The following is a 13820-nucleotide window of genomic DNA, read 5'->3' on the forward strand; positions in this document are numbered from 1 at the left end:
GTGAGGACCTGCCCGTGTTCGTGCTGCTGTCCACCAGCGACACCGACCTGCTCTCCGCCCGCGCGAGCGGCGCCGACTGGCGGCTGGGCAACCCCGCCCGGCTCGACCCCGACGGGATCGCCGCCCTCGTCGACGGCGCGCACCTGGTCGTCGTCCGGCTGCTGGGGGTGCGGCGGCAGTTCGAGGAGCTGCTCGCGCCGCTGCTGGCCGGGCCGGCGCCGGTCGTCGTCCTCGGCGGGGAGCAGCTCCCCGACGCCGAGCTGATGGCGCTGTCCACCGTGCCGATGGGCGTGGCGACCGAGGCGCACGGCTACCTGGCGCAGGGCGGGCCGGGCAACCTGGTCCAGCTGCACCGCTTCCTGTCCGACACCGTGCTGCTCACCGGCGAGGGGTTCGAGCCGCCGGCGGTGGCGCCGGACTGGGGCGTGCTGGAGCGGGCGTCCGCCGGGGGCGGTCCGACCGTCGCCGTCCTCTACTACCGGGCGCACCACCTGGCGGGGAACACCGCGTTCGTCGAGTCGCTGTGCGCCGCGATCGAGGACGCCGGGGGGCGGGCCCTGCCGGTGTTCACCTCGACGCTGCGCGCCGTCGACCCCGCCCTGCTGGAGACGCTGCGCGCCGCCGACGCGCTGGTGGTCACCGTGCTGGCGGCCGGCGGCTCGCGCCCGGCCGCCGCGCAGGCCGGTGGGGACGACGGCGCGTGGGACGTCGGCGCGCTGGCCACCCTCGACGTGCCGGTGCTGCAGGGGCTGTGCCTGACCCGCTCCCGCGAGGAGTGGCTGGCCGACGACGACGGGCTCTCGCCGCTGGACGTCGGCAACCAGGTGGCGATCCCGGAGTTCGACGGCCGGCTGGTCAGCGTGCCGTTCTCGTTCAAGGAGACCGACGTCGACGGGCTGACCAGCTACGTCGCCGACCCCGAGCGGGCCGCCCGGGTCGCCGGGACCGCGGTCGCGCACGCCCGGCTGCGGCACACGGCCCCCGCCGACCGCCGGGTCGTCGTCATGCTCTCGGCCTACCCGACCAAGCACGCCCGCATCGGCAACGCCGTCGGGCTGGACACCCCGGCCTCCGTCGTCCGCCTGCTGGCCGCCATGTCCGGCGCCGGCTACGACATCGGCCCGTTCGACGGGCCCGGCGCGCTGCCGGGCGTCGCGGACCTCGACGGCGACGCCCTGGTGCACGCGCTCATCGCCGCCGGCGGGCAGGACGCCGACTGGCTGACCGACGAGCAGCTGTCGGGCAACCCGGTGCGCATCCCGGCCGCGTCCTACCGCGCGTTCTTCGACACGCTGCCCGAGGACCTGCGGTCGGCGGTGGTCGAGCACTGGGGGGAGCCGCCGGGCTCGCTGTTCGTGGACGGCGGCGACATCGTCTTCGCCGCGCTGCGGGCGGGCAACGTCGTGGTGATGGTGCAGCCCCCGCGCGGCTTCGGGGAGAACCCGATCGCGATCTACCACGACCCGGACCTGCCGCCGTCCCACCACTACCTGGCCGCCTACTGGTGGCTGCGGTCGGAGTTCGGGGCGCACGCGCTGGTGCACGTCGGCAAGCACGGCAACCTGGAGTGGCTGCCGGGCAAGACGGTCGGGCTGTCGGCCTCGTGCGCGCCGGACGCCGCGATCGGCGACCTGCCGCTGGTCTACCCGTTCCTGGTCAACGACCCGGGGGAGGGCTCGCAGGCCAAGCGCCGGGCGCACGCCACGCTGGTCGACCACATGGTGCCGCCGATGGCCCGCGCCGACTCCTACGGCGACATCGCCCGGCTGGAGCAGCTGCTCGACGAGCACGCCAACGTCGCGGCGATGGACCCGGCGAAGCTGCCCGCCGTCCGGGCGCAGATCTGGACGCTGCTGCAGGCGGCCCGGCTGGACCACGACCTCGGGCTGGACGAGCGCCCGGCGGACGAGCACTTCGACGAGATGATCCTGCACGTCGACGGCTGGCTCTGTGAGATCAAGGACTCGCAGATCCGCGACGGCCTGCACGTGCTGGGCGTGCCCCCGACCGGTGCCGACCGCGTGGACCTGGTGCTGGCGATGCTCCGCGCGCGGCAGATCTGGGGCGGTGCGGTGGCGCTGCCCGGTCTCCGGGAGGCGCTGGGGCTGGCCGACGGCGCGTCCCGCACGGACACCGACGCGGTGGAGTCGCTCGCGGCCGCGCTGGTGTCGGGCATGGAGGCCGCCGGCTGGGCGCCGGGGGCGGTGCCCTCGGTGGTGGCCGCCGTCCTGGGTGGGCCGTCGGAGCCGGTCGAGGCGGTGCTCCGGTTCGCCGTCGACGAGGTGGTCCCGCGGCTGGAGCGCACCACCGACGAGGTGGACGCCGTCCTGCACGCCCTCGACGGCGGCTACGTGCCCGCAGGCCCGTCCGGGTCGCCGCTGCGCGGGCTGGTCAACGTGCTGCCGACCGGGCGGAACTTCTACTCGGTCGACCCGCGCGCGGTCCCGTCGCGGTTGGCGTGGGAGACCGGCCAGGCGATGGCCGAGTCGCTGCTGTCGCGCTACCTGGCCGACACCGGCACGTACCCGCCGTCCGTCGGTCTGTCCGTGTGGGGGACGTCGGCCATGCGGACCTCGGGGGACGACGTCGCGGAGGTGCTCGCGCTGCTCGGCGTCCGCCCGGTGTGGGACGACGCGTCGCGGCGGGTGACCGGGCTCGAACCGGTGCCCCTCGACGAGCTGGGGCGGCCGCGGATCGACGTCACCGTGCGGATCTCCGGCTTCTTCCGCGACGCCTTCCCGCACGTGGTGACCATGCTCGACGACGCCGTGACGCTGGCGGCGTCGTTGGACGAGCCGCCGTCCGACAACTTCGTGCGGGCGCACGTCGAGGCGGACGTGGCGGAGCACGGCGACCGGCGCCGGGCGACGACGCGGGTGTTCGGGTCCAAGCCCGGCGCCTACGGGGCCGGTCTGCTGCCGCTGATCGACTCCCGCGACTGGCGCGGGGACGCCGACCTGGCCGAGGTCTACGCCGTCTGGGGCGGCTACGCCTACGGGCGCGGGCTCGACGGCGTGGCCGCCCGGCCGGACATGGAGGCGGCCTACCGGCGGATCGCGGTCGCGGCGAAGAACGTCGACACCCGCGAGCACGACATCGCCGACTCCGACGACTACTTCCAGTACCACGGCGGGATGGTGGCCACGGTGCGGGCGCTGACCGGTTCGTCGCCCCGGGCCTACATCGGCGACTCCACGCGACCGGAGTCGGTGCGCACCCGGTCGCTCACCGAGGAGACCGCCCGGGTGTTCCGCGCCCGGGTGGTCAACCCGAGGTGGCTGGAGGCGATGCGCCGGCACGGCTACAAGGGCGCCTTCGAGCTGGCCGCGACCGTGGACTACCTGTTCGGCTACGACGCCACCACCGGCGTGGTCGCCGACTGGATGTACGAGGGTCTCGCGCAGGCCTACGTGCTGGACCCGGAGAACCGGGAGTTCCTCGAGCGGTCCAACCCGTGGGCCCTGCACGGCATCGCGGAGCGGCTGCTGGAGGCGGTCGACCGGAGGATGTGGGCCGCGCCGGACCCCGCCCTGCTGGCCGAGCTGCAGCAGGCCTACCTCGACACCGAGGGAGATCTCGAGGGCGGCGAGACCCCGGCCCAGCAGGGCGCCGGAGGCTGATCGCGTGCATCGCCGGGTGGCGACGGGGTACCCCTCCGGCATGAGCATCCTCGGACGACTGATGGGCAGGGCAGAGAACACTGCGCGCTCCGCGACCCGCGGCGGTCGCGCCACGGGACGGGGGATGGCACGGTCCACCGGCCGCGGGACGGCGACCGGCCGCGGCATGGGCCGCAAGGCCACGGCCACCGGCCGCGGCATGGGCCGGAAGACGATGGACACCGGCCGCGGCTTCGGGCGCAAGGCGACGGCCACCGGCCGCGGCATGGGTCGCAAGGCGACGGCCACGGGCCGGGGCATGGGCCGGGGGACGATGGCCACGGGCAGGGGCCGGCCGACGACCGCCGCCTCCGGCGGGCTGAGGGGGCTCGTGGGCGGCCTGCTCCACCGCCACTGAGGGAGGGCCCCGTCCCCCTCACCGGCGAAGGACCCCGTCCTCCCCACCCTTCGCGAGCTCGGGGCGGGTCCCGGGACGGGGCCACGGCGAGCCTCTGGACGGGGCCGCACTCAGCCCAGCGCGGCGGCTACCAGCAGGGTGGCCGCCGCCGCGGTCTCTCCCATCGCCCCCATGACGTCGCCGGTGACGCCGCCCAGCCGGGCGCGGGCCCGGCGCAGCAGGACCTCGGCCGCGACCAGGCCGGCGACCGCGCTGACCGCGAGCTGACCGGCGCGTACGAGGTCACCCCCCGCGGCGGCGACCAGCAGGGCGGCCGTGGCGAGGAGGCACGCGGCCAGCCACGACGCCGACACCGTGCCCGCGACGGACCGGCCCAGCGCCGAGCCCTCGGCCGTCGGGACGCCGGGCAGCCCGGTGCGGGCCATCGCCAGCCGGGCGACGACGGGGGTCAGCCAGAGCGCCGCCCAGCCGGTGTCCGTGGCCAGCAGCGTCGCCGCGGACGCCACCTGCAGCAGGACGGTCAGCAGCACCGTCACCACGCCGAACGGGCCGACGTCGCCCTGGTGCATGACCTGCAGAGCCCGCTCGCGGCCCCGCAGCGGGCCCAGCCCGTCGGCGGTGTCGGCCAGCCCGTCCAGGTGCAGCCCGCGGGTCAGCACGGCCAGGACGGCGATGCCCAGCACGGCTCCGACCAGCGGGGAGACCAGCCGGGCGCCGGCCACGGCGACCCCGACGGCGACCCCGCCCAGCACCAGCCCCACCAGCGGGGCCCACGGGAGCACGCCCCTGGTGGAGGCCGTCGCGCGCGCCGGGACCCGTAGGACGGTGAGCAGCGCGGCGGACTCCAACGGGCCGGTCCACCTCATCGCAGCCGCTGGGGGAGCCCGGCGATCACGAACCACACCTCGTCGGCGGTGCCGGCCAGCCGCTGGTTGACCGCGCCCAGGGTGTCCCGGAACAACCGGCCCGACCGCGTCTCCGGCACCACCCCGAGCCCCACCTCGTCGGAGACGGCCACCACGTGCGCGGGGGTCGTGGTCCAGGCGTCGACCAGGGCGTCGCAGCGGGCGGCCAGCCGGGCCGCGGCACCGGGCGCGTCGGTCCACACGCCGGTCTCGTCCATGAGTGCCGCGACCCAGGTGGTGACGCTGTCGACCAGCACCGTGCCCCGGCGCAGCAGGTCGCTGGGGGCGGTGGTCTCCACCGTCGTCCAGGAGGCCGGGCGCCGGGCCCGGTGCGCCGCCACGCGGGCGGCCCACTCGGCGTCGCCCGGCGCCGGGGGGGACGTGGCCAGGTAGGTGACGGCGTCGGCGGCCGCCATCAGGTGCTCGGCGTACCCCGACTTGCCCGACCGGGAGCCGCCCAGTACGAGCACCTTGCTCACAGGAGCACCCCCGGTCACGGGACGACTGTCACAGCACGAGCTCCAGCCGGGTGACGGTCCCGTTGGGCGGCGTGACGGCCGGCAGCGCGTCGGCGCCCAGCCCGGCGGCGACCGCCTGCGCGGCCCGGATGGTGTCACCGTGGGTGACCAGGGCGATCACGTCGGCGGGGGGTTCGGCGCACAGGTGCTTGAGGTAGGCCGCGACCCGCCCGTACAGCTCGGCCAGGCTCTCGCCGCCCTCGGCCGCCCAGTGCGGATCGGTCCAGTCGACGACGTCCCACAGCTCCCGTGACAGGCGCCCCTCGAGCACGCCGTAGCCCTGCTCGCGCAGCGCCGGGGTGGTGGTGAACGGCAGGCCGGTCGCCGCGGCGCAGTGCTCGGCGGTCTGCACCGCCCGGCGCAGGTCGCTGGACACCAACGCACCGGGCCGCAGGGCGGCCAGCTCGCCGGCGGCCTCGGCCGCCTGGGTGTGCCCGAGCCCGGTGAGCGGCACGTGGGCGGTCTGGCCCTGCATCAGGCCCGCGGCGTTCCACTCGCTCTGCCCGTGACGGACGAGGAGGAGGGTCAGCGGCTGGGCCATGGTGGGAGGCAGCGTAGCCAGCCCGGCGCCGGCTCCCGACTCTTCCCTCGTACCGTCGTCGCCGTGAGCATCCCCGTGCGACCCGGCGCCGCCCGGCCCGCTCCCCGCCCGAGCGGTCCTGATCCGCTCGCCCCGCTCCTGGGGTTGCCCGGCGTGCAGGAGGCGGCCGACGGCGCCCGGGCCGCCATCGACCGGCTGCTGCGCCACCGGCTCATGCGGAACCGGTCGGCCGAGGTCAGCACCGAGTCGGCGCTGCGCGGCGCCCGCGCGTCCGCCGCCCTCGAGGGGGTCGACCTCCCGCTGCCCGACCTGCGCGCCGGTCGGGTGGAGGACCCGGTCGTGCAGGGAGCACTGCGCACGTCGGTCGCCCTCGGGTCGATGGTCGAGACGTGGTCGCGGGCGCCGGGCCAGGTCCTCGCCCGCTTGCACGTGCTGGCTGCGGCCGACCTCGCCGACCGGGCCGACCTGGGCCGCCCCGAACCGCACGCCGGCCCCCGGCTGAGCGGGCTGTTCGCCGTGGTGACCGGTGCGAGCACGGTGCCCGCCGTGCTGGTGGCAGCGCTGGTCCACGGGGAGCTGGCCGCCCTGGCGCCGTTCGGGACGGCGGACGGTGTCGTGGCGCGGGCGGCCGCCCGGCTGACCGGCATCGCCCGGGGTCTGGACCCGAAGGCGGTCTCGGTACCCGAGGTCGGGTTCGTGGAGCTCGGCCGGGAGGAGTACGCGCGCACGCTGGCCGGGTACGCCACCGGCGAGCCCGAGGGCGTGGCGGCGTGGCTCGTGCACTGCTGCCGGGCCACCGAGCACGGGGCGCTGGAGGGACTGGCGATCGCCGAGGCCGTCCTCCGCGGCTGAGCGGGCAGACTGGGCGACGTGCGCACTCTCGACGTCGACGGGCTCGGTGCGGTCAGCCGGGTCGGCCTGGGCACCTGGCAGTTCGGCTCGCGCGAGTGGGGGTACGGCGACGCCTACGCCTCCGGGGAAGCGGGCCGCATCGTCCGCCGGGCGCGGGACCTGGGCATCACCCTCTTCGACACCGCGGAGGTCTACGGCTTCGGTCGCAGCGAGCGGATCCTCGGCGACGCGCTGGGCCCGGAGCGGGCCGGCGTGGTGGTCGCGACGAAGGTCTTCCCGGTCGCCCCGTTCCCGCCGGTGGTGCGCAACCGCCTGGCCGGCAGTGCCCGCCGGCTGGGCCTGCACCGGATCCCGCTCTACCAGGTCCACCAGCCCAACCCGCTGGTCCCGGACTCGGTGATCATGCCCGGCATGCGCGACCTGCTCGACGCCGGTCGCATCGGCGCCGTCGGCGTCTCGAACTACTCCCTCCACCGCTGGGAGGCCGCCGACGCCGCGCTGGGCCGGCCGGTGGTCAGCAACCAGGTGCACTTCTCGCTCGCCGCGCCCGGGCCGCTGGAGGACCTGGTGCCCTTCGCCGAGCGGGAGAACCGGATGGTCATGGCCTACAGCCCGCTGGCCCAGGGACTGCTGGGCGGCCGGTACGGCGTGGACAACCGGCCCGGTGGCGTGCGGGCGGCCAACCCGCTGTTCGGCACGGAGAACCTCCGACGGGCGCAGCCGCTGCTCGACGTGCTGCGGGAGGTCGCCGCCGCCCACGACGTCACCCCGGCCCAGGTCGCGCTGGCCTGGCTGGTCTCCCTGCCGCGCGTGGTGGTGATCCCGGGGGCGTCGAGCGTCGCCCAGGTCGAGGCCAACGCCGCCGCCGCGGAGATTCCGCTCCGCCCGGACGAGCAGGCGGCGCTCACCGCTGCGGGGCGTGCGTTCCGGCCCGTGTCGGCGGTGCGCACCCTGGTGGACCGCCTGCGCGAGCACCTGCCCGGCTGAGCCGGCGGGATCTCCGTCAGGCGCCTCGGCGGCGCCGTCGACCGCTCGACGGGGCCGACGGGCCGAGCGCTCCCTCGCGCAGCGTCCGCCGGCGGGCGTACCAGGCCAGGCCCACCACCGCGGCGCCCACGCCCATGGCGGCGCCGGTCACCACCGGGGCGGTCGGGACCGGGAAGCGGGACCGCATCGACACGGGGCGGCTGAACTCCAGCACCGGCCAGCCCCGCTCGGCCGCGGCCCGGCGCAGTGCCCGGTCGGGGTTGACCGCGGTGGGGTGCCCCACCACCGAGAGCATCGGGAGATCGGTGACCGAGTCGCTGTAGGCGAAGCAGTCGGCCAGGTCGTAGCCGCTCTCGGCGGCCACCTCGCGGACCGCGACCGCCTTGTTCTCCCCGTAGGCGTAGAACTCGATCTCGCCGGTGTAGCGGCCGTCGACGGTCACCATGCGGGTGGCCACCACCCGGTCGGCGCCCAGCATCTCGCCGATCGGCTCCACCATCTCGGCGCCGCTGCTCGAGACGATCACGATCTCGCGCCCGGCCGCCCGGTGCTCCTCGATGAGGTCGGCGGCCTCCGCGTAGACCAGCGGGTCCACGATGTCGTGCAGCGTCTCCCGCACGATGTCGTGCACCGTGGCGACGTCCCAGCCCGTGCACATCTGCGTGATCTGCGCCCGCATCCGCTCCATCTGCTGCGCGTCCGCGCCGGACAGGGAGAACACGAACTGCGCGTAGGCGCCCTTGAGGACGGCGCGGCGGTTGATCAGTCCACCCTGGAAGAACGGCCGGCCGAAGGCGAGCGTGCTCGACTTGGCGATGACCGTCTTGTCCAGGTCGAAGAACGCCGCTGCGCGGGTCACGGTTCATGACTGTAAGTGGACCGGCTGACGGTGACGCGGATCGCGCGGTGTCCACACCCCATCGGGTCATCCACAGATCCCGCGCGCCCCTCCCGTCCCGGATCTGCTCGCACTGGGCTGGACGCGTGCCTGCCCCCCGGACGCCTGCCCCCCGGACGCCTGCCCCCCGGACGCCTGCCCCCCGGACGCCTGCCCGCCCCCTCCTCGCCAGCAGCGACGAGGACCTCCTCGACGACCTCCTGCGGGTGCTGGCCGCCGCCGGCGCCGAACCGGAGGTGGCCACGGGCGGCCCGGCGCTGCGCCGGGCCCACCGCGAGGCGCCCCTGGTCCTGCTGGGTGCCGACGTGCTCGCCACCGGCTCCGTGCGCGGGCTGCCCCGGAGGCCCGGCGTCGTGGTCGTGGCCCCGACAGAACTGCCCGCGCCGGCCTGGGCCGCCGCGGTGGAGCTCGGCGCGGAACGCGTGGTCGTGCTGCCCCACGACGAGCAGTGGCTGCTGTCCCGGGTGACCTCGGCGCTGCGCCGGCCGGTCGATCGCGGCCGGCTGCTGGTGGTCGGCGGGAGCTGTGGCGGCGCGGGCGCCAGCACGCTCGCGGCCGCGGTCGCCCTCACCGCGGCGCCCGGGGCCGACGGCGTCCTGCTCGTCGACACCGACGGCTTCGGGGGTGGCCTGGACCTGTTGCTGGGTGCCGAGCGCGCCGAGGGGGTGCGCTGGCCGGAACTGGCCGGCCTGCGCGGCCGCGTGGCCGGCGACGCGCTGATGGCGGCGCTGCCGGACGTGGCCGGGGTGTCCGTGCTGGCCGCCTCCCGCTCGTCGCCGGGGGAGATCCCGGCCCCGGCGGTCGGCGCGGTGGTCGAGGCGGCCCGCGCGGGCGGCTGGCCGGTCGTCGTCGACCTCCCGCGCACCGCCGGCGCGGAGGTGGCCGACCTGGTCCTCGCCGACGCCGAGCTGGCGGTGCTGGTCGTCCCGGGCCGGCTGCGCGCGGCGTCGGCGGCGCGCGCGCTGGTCGAGGCGCGCGCCGACGGGTCGCCGGGGGCCTGGGCCGCGGCCCGCCTCGTCGTGCGGCCGGTCCCCGGCGGGCTGTCCGCGGACGAGGTCGCCGACGTCGTCGGCCGCCCCGTGCTCGCCGAGCTGGGGCACGACCGCAGCGCGGTGGCCCGTGGCGAGCGCGGTGAGCCCCCGCAGCTCGGCCTCCGCTCCCCGCTGGGCTCGCTGGCCCGGCGCGTGCTGGCGGAGCTGCCCCCGGTCACCGGGGTCGCGGCGTGAGCGGGGGAGCGCTGGTCGACCGGGTCCGGGCGCGCCTGGCCCTCGAGCCGGAGGCCCCCACGCGGGCTGCGGTCGCCACGGTGGTGCGGGAGGAGTCCGGCGGCCTGCTGGCCGACGAGGAGGTGCTGCGTGCGGTCCGCGAGGCGGTGGACGAGCTGGCCGGCGCGGGGCCGCTCGAGCCGCTGCTGCGGCAGCCCGGCGTGAGCGACGTGCTGGTCAACGGCGCCGACGAGGTGTGGGTCGACCGGGGCGCGGGCCTGGAGCGCACGCCGGTGCGGTTCCCCGACGAGGAGGCCGTCCGCCGGCTCGCCGTCCGGCTGGCTGCCGCGGCCGGACGCCGGCTGGACGACGCCGCCCCGTGGGTGGACATCGGCCTGCCCGACGGAACGCGGTTGCACGCAGTGCTCCCGCCGGTGTCGGGCAGCGGCACGTGCCTGTCCCTGCGGGTGCTCCGCCGCGCGTCGATGCCGCTGGCCGACCTGGCCGCCCGCGGCGCGTTGCCCGGCCGGTCGGCGGACCTGCTCGCGGCCGTGGTCGCCCGCCGGCTGGCTTTCCTGGTCACCGGCGGCACCGGGTCGGGCAAGACGACGCTGCTGTCGGCGCTGCTCGGCCTGGTCCCGCCCGGGGAGCGGTTGGTGCTGTGCGAGGACGCTCCGGAGCTGGCGCCGGCACACCCGCACGTGGTCCGCCTCGCCACCCGGCCACCGAACGTGGAGGCGGTCGGTGAGGTGACCCTGCGCGACCTCGTCCGCCAGGCGCTGCGCATGAGGCCGGACCGGCTCGTGGTCGGTGAGGTGCGTGGAGCCGAGGTCACCGACCTGCTCGCCGCCCTCAACACCGGCCACGACGGCGGGTGCGGCACGCTGCACGCCAACCGGCCGGCCGAGGTGCCGGCGCGGCTGGAGGCCCTCGGTGTGGCCGCGGGGCTGGACCGGCTCGCGGTGCACAGCCAGGCGGCGGCCGCGCTGGCCCTGGTCGTGCACCTGCGGCGCACCCCGACCGGGCGCCGGGTCGAGGAGATCGGCGTGGTCCGCCGCGCCGGTGACCTCGTGGTGGTGGAGCCCGGCTGGCGCGCCGACGGGAGACCGTGCCCGGGTGCGGACCGGCTGGCCGACCTCCTCGAACCGGAGAGCCCGCTCCGGTGACCGGTCCGTTGGTGCTGCTCGGCGCCGCCCTGCTGCTGTGGCCGGACGCGCGGGCGGTCCGCCGGGCGCGGTGGGCCGGGCTGACCGGACGGCGGCCGACCCGGGGATCTCCTCCGCTGCCGCTGCCGCTCGTCTGGGGTGGTGCCGCAGTCGGGGTCGGGGTGCTGGCGAGCACGTGGCTGGTGGCAGTGCTGGCGGGGGCGGCCGCGGCCCTCCTCGCCCGCTCGGAGGCGCGGCGCCGGGCCGCGGTGCGCGAGGAGGCTCGCGTGTCGGCTCTGGCCGAGGCGCTGTCCGCGCTCGCCGCGGAGCTGCGCGCCGGCCGGACCCTGGAGGCCGCGGCCGCGGCGGCCGCCAGCACCTGCGCCGACGAGGAGAGCGGACGAGCCCTGGTCCGGGCTGTGCGGAGCCCGGCGGCCGCCGAGGGAGCCGTCCCCGGGGAGTTGGGGGAGGCGCTGCGTCGGGTGACCGCGGCTGCGGTGCTGAGTCAGCGGACCGGGTGCTCCCTGGCCGCGGTCCTCGCGGCCGTCGAGGACGACCTGCGCGCCCGCCGCCGCCAGCGGTCGGACCTGCGTTCGGCCACGGCGGGGTCCCGGGCCAGTGCGCTGCTGCTGGCCGCGCTGCCCGTCCTCGCCCTCGCGATGGGCAGCGGGATCGGCGCGGATCCGTGGCACGTGCTCACCACGACGCCCACCGGCCAGGTGCTGCTCGTCGTCGGGGTGGCGCTCGAGGGCGCGGGACTGGCCTGGACGTCCCGCCTCGCCCGCCGGGCCGTGCGGTGAGTGCCGCCGTGGTCCTGCTCCTGGCGGCCGCGCTGGTCGTCTGGTCGCCGGGCCGCTCGGTCGTCGCCGCCCGCGCGCGCTCCCTGGCCGCACCGTCGCCGGCCGAGGCGTCCGGCGCACCGGCGCCTCCCGGGCCGCGTCGGCGGTGGTTCCTGGCCGGCGCAGCGGGGCTGGCCGGCGGACTCCTCGTCGGCGGCGTGCTGGGCCTCTGCACGGCCGTGCTGGTCGGCGTCGTCGGCGAGCGGCTGCTGCGGAGGCGGGACGGGGGAGTTGGGTCGCAGGCGCCGCCGCTGAGCGCCGACCTGCCGGTGGCCTGCGACCTGCTCGCGGTGTGCCTCTCGGCCGGCCTGCCCGTCGGCCGTGCCCTCGCCGCCGTGGCAGGTGCCCTGCCGGCGCCTCTCGGTCCGGAGCTGGCCACGGTCGCCGGGCTGTACCGGCTGGGCGCGCCACCTCGCCGGGCGTGGGACGCCGTCCCGCCCGAGCTGGCGGGTCTCGGGCGGGTGCTGGTCCGGGCGGGGGAGTCCGGATCGGCGGTCGTGCTCTCGCTCCAGACGCTGGCCGGGGACACCCGTGCCGAGGAGCGGGGACGCAGGGACGCCGCCGTCCGCAGGGCCGGCGTGTGGGTGCTGGCTCCTCTCGGCGCCTGCTTCCTGCCCGCCTTCCTCTGCCTCGGTGTCGTGCCCCTGGTCCTCGGCATCGCCGCCGACGTCTTCGGCTGATGCCGGCGTGGCCGTCCACAGGGTCCGGCCCCCTCCACAGATCGCTCGCGTCCCACCGATCCGTGCCCGGCCGCCGCCAGGGTCGGAGCAGCGGCCCGGACGGCGGGCCCGAGACCGAGGAGCACCCATGACCGTTCCCCCGACCCCGCACCTCGTCCCCGAGGAGCCGGAGCTCGACCCGGCCGCCGGCGACGACGTCCAGGACCAGACGGACGGCGTCCGTCCGACCGGAGACTCGCTGCGGGCGCGCTGGGCGAGGGTCCGCGCCACGGGCGAGGCCGGCATGAGCACCGCCGAGTACGCGGTCGGCACCGTGGCCGCGTGCGCCTTCGCGGCGGTCCTCTACCGCGTGGTCACCGGCGGTTCGGTCGTCGACGCGCTCGGGGAGCTGGTCGCCTCTGCGCTGGCCACGCTGTCCTGACCGTGTCCCCGGTGCGGAGGCTGAGGTGCCGCCTCGGCGGGCTGCGGCCGCGCCTTGCAGGGCTGCGGTCCCCCGCCGGCCGCGAGGCGGGGATGGTGACCGCCGAGACCGCGGTCGTGCTGCCCGTGCTGCTGCTCGTCCTCGCCGGGGCGGTGGCGGCGGTGACCGTCGTGGCGGCCCAGATGCGCTGCGTCGACGCCGCCCGGGAAGGCGCCCGGGCCGCGGCCCGTGGCGAGGCGACCGCGCTGGTGGTCGACCTCGCCGGCCGGGCCGCACCGGACGGCGCGGTCACGACGGTGGCCGAGGACGGGACGGCGGTGACGGTGACCGTCACCGCGGAGGTGGCCCCGCTCGGGCCGCTGCCGCTGCGCCTCCGGGTCTCGGCCACCGCAGTCGCCCAGCGGGAGCCGGGGACCGGCGAGCCGGCGGGGACGGGGTGACCGCCCGACGGGGGCTCGCCGGGGAGCGCGGGTCGGCCACGGTCTGGGTCGTCGCGCTGTCCGGCGTGCTCGCCGCCATCGGGATGGCCGTGGTGCTCGTCGGGTCGGCGGTGGTCGGTCGCCACCGGGCGACGGGCGCCGCCGACCTCGCCGCGCTGGCCGGCGCCGAGTCCGCGGTGCGGGGGCGGTCCGACGTCTGCGTGGTGGCGGAGCGGGTGGCCGGGGCCAACGGCGCCCGGCTGACCGACTGCACGGTGGCCGCGGGCGCGGTCGTGGACGTCGCCGTCGAGGTCCGCGTCCGCCTCGGCCCGCTGGGTACCGGCTCGGCCACCGCCCGCGCCCGGGCCGGCCCGGTGCTCCCCCAGCCGTGAC

15 protein-coding genes are annotated in these 13820 nt (G+C 77.4%); 11 read left to right on the plus strand and 4 right to left on the minus strand.

Going from position 1 to position 13820, the window contains the following annotated elements:
* Positions 1 to 14: 14 nt before the first annotated feature.
* Both cobN and ACI782_RS00480 read left to right on the plus strand, forming a co-directional pair.
* Positions 15 to 3620 carry a cobaltochelatase subunit CobN gene (gene cobN / locus ACI782_RS00475; protein ID WP_456904969.1) on the plus strand — a complete coding sequence of 1202 codons (3606 nt, stop codon included), beginning with the start codon at positions 15 to 17 and terminating at the stop codon, positions 3618 to 3620.
* 124 nt (positions 3621 to 3744) lie between these two features.
* Positions 3745 to 4017, plus strand: coding sequence for a hypothetical protein (locus ACI782_RS00480; RefSeq protein WP_456904971.1), 273 nt, complete (start codon positions 3745 to 3747; stop codon positions 4015 to 4017).
* Positions 4018 to 4127: 110 nt separating this feature from the next.
* On the opposite strand, the gene ACI782_RS00485 is transcribed toward ACI782_RS00480, so the two are convergent.
* Genes ACI782_RS00485 through ACI782_RS00495 form a run of 3 tightly spaced genes read right to left on the minus strand, consistent with a single transcriptional unit; the run spans position 4128 to position 5981 of the window.
* A complete protein-coding gene (locus ACI782_RS00485; RefSeq protein WP_456904973.1) occupies positions 4128 to 4865 on the minus strand; it encodes an adenosylcobinamide-GDP ribazoletransferase in 738 nt (245 codons plus the stop codon).
* 14 nt (positions 4866 to 4879) lie between these two features.
* A complete protein-coding gene (cobU, locus tag ACI782_RS00490) occupies positions 4880 to 5401 on the minus strand; it encodes a bifunctional adenosylcobinamide kinase/adenosylcobinamide-phosphate guanylyltransferase (RefSeq protein WP_456904975.1) in 522 nt (173 codons plus the stop codon).
* Positions 5402 to 5429: 28 nt separating this feature from the next.
* The gene (locus ACI782_RS00495) at positions 5430 to 5981 is read right to left on the minus strand and encodes a histidine phosphatase family protein (RefSeq protein ID WP_456904977.1); all 552 of its coding nucleotides are present in this window, start codon (positions 5979 to 5981) and stop codon (positions 5430 to 5432) included.
* A gap of 63 nt (positions 5982 to 6044) precedes the next feature.
* On the opposite strand from ACI782_RS00495, the gene ACI782_RS00500 reads away from it, so the two are divergent.
* Positions 6045 to 6833 (plus strand): oxidoreductase, encoded by a 789-nt coding sequence (locus tag ACI782_RS00500; RefSeq protein ID WP_456904979.1) that lies wholly within the window; start codon positions 6045 to 6047, stop codon positions 6831 to 6833.
* An 18-nt stretch (positions 6834 to 6851) separates the two neighbouring features.
* Positions 6852 to 7820, plus strand: coding sequence for an aldo/keto reductase (locus ACI782_RS00505; RefSeq protein WP_456904981.1), 969 nt, complete (start codon positions 6852 to 6854; stop codon positions 7818 to 7820).
* A 16-nt stretch (positions 7821 to 7836) separates the two neighbouring features.
* Here ACI782_RS00505 and ACI782_RS00510 read toward each other — a convergent pair whose 3' ends face one another.
* Positions 7837 to 8679, minus strand: coding sequence for an HAD-IB family hydrolase (locus ACI782_RS00510; RefSeq protein WP_456904983.1), 843 nt, complete (start codon positions 8677 to 8679; stop codon positions 7837 to 7839).
* Between the two features lie 125 nt (positions 8680 to 8804).
* Here ACI782_RS00510 and ssd point away from each other — a divergent pair, with 125 nt between their 5' ends.
* From ssd to ACI782_RS00545, 7 genes are all read left to right on the plus strand, one after another.
* The gene (ssd, locus tag ACI782_RS00515; protein ID WP_456904985.1) at positions 8805 to 9944 is read left to right on the plus strand and encodes a septum site-determining protein Ssd; all 1140 of its coding nucleotides are present in this window, start codon (positions 8805 to 8807) and stop codon (positions 9942 to 9944) included.
* A complete protein-coding gene (locus tag ACI782_RS00520) occupies positions 9941 to 11089 on the plus strand; it encodes a TadA family conjugal transfer-associated ATPase (RefSeq protein ID WP_456904987.1) in 1149 nt (382 codons plus the stop codon). Before ssd ends, ACI782_RS00520 begins: the two co-directional genes overlap by 4 nt.
* Positions 11086 to 11868, plus strand: a complete 783-nt coding sequence (locus tag ACI782_RS00525) for a type II secretion system F family protein (protein WP_456904989.1) — start codon at positions 11086 to 11088, stop codon at positions 11866 to 11868. Before ACI782_RS00520 ends, ACI782_RS00525 begins: the two co-directional genes overlap by 4 nt.
* Positions 11865 to 12587 carry a type II secretion system F family protein gene (locus ACI782_RS00530; protein WP_456904991.1) on the plus strand — a complete coding sequence of 241 codons (723 nt, stop codon included), beginning with the start codon at positions 11865 to 11867 and terminating at the stop codon, positions 12585 to 12587. Before ACI782_RS00525 ends, ACI782_RS00530 begins: the two co-directional genes overlap by 4 nt.
* Before the next feature lie 127 nt (positions 12588 to 12714).
* Complete coding sequence (locus ACI782_RS00535; protein ID WP_456904993.1) at positions 12715 to 13008, plus strand: DUF4244 domain-containing protein; 294 nt, start codon at positions 12715 to 12717, stop codon at positions 13006 to 13008.
* Positions 13009 to 13100: 92 nt separating this feature from the next.
* Positions 13101 to 13448 carry a TadE family type IV pilus minor pilin gene (locus ACI782_RS00540; RefSeq protein ID WP_456906099.1) on the plus strand — a complete coding sequence of 116 codons (348 nt, stop codon included), beginning with the start codon at positions 13101 to 13103 and terminating at the stop codon, positions 13446 to 13448.
* Entirely contained in the window at positions 13445 to 13819 is a 375-nt protein-coding gene (locus ACI782_RS00545) for an Rv3654c family TadE-like protein (RefSeq protein ID WP_456904995.1), read from the plus strand. Before ACI782_RS00540 ends, ACI782_RS00545 begins: the two co-directional genes overlap by 4 nt.
* The last annotated feature ends 1 nt before the right edge of the window (position 13820 follow it).

The organism is Geodermatophilus sp. SYSU D00703 (assembly GCF_054050155.1).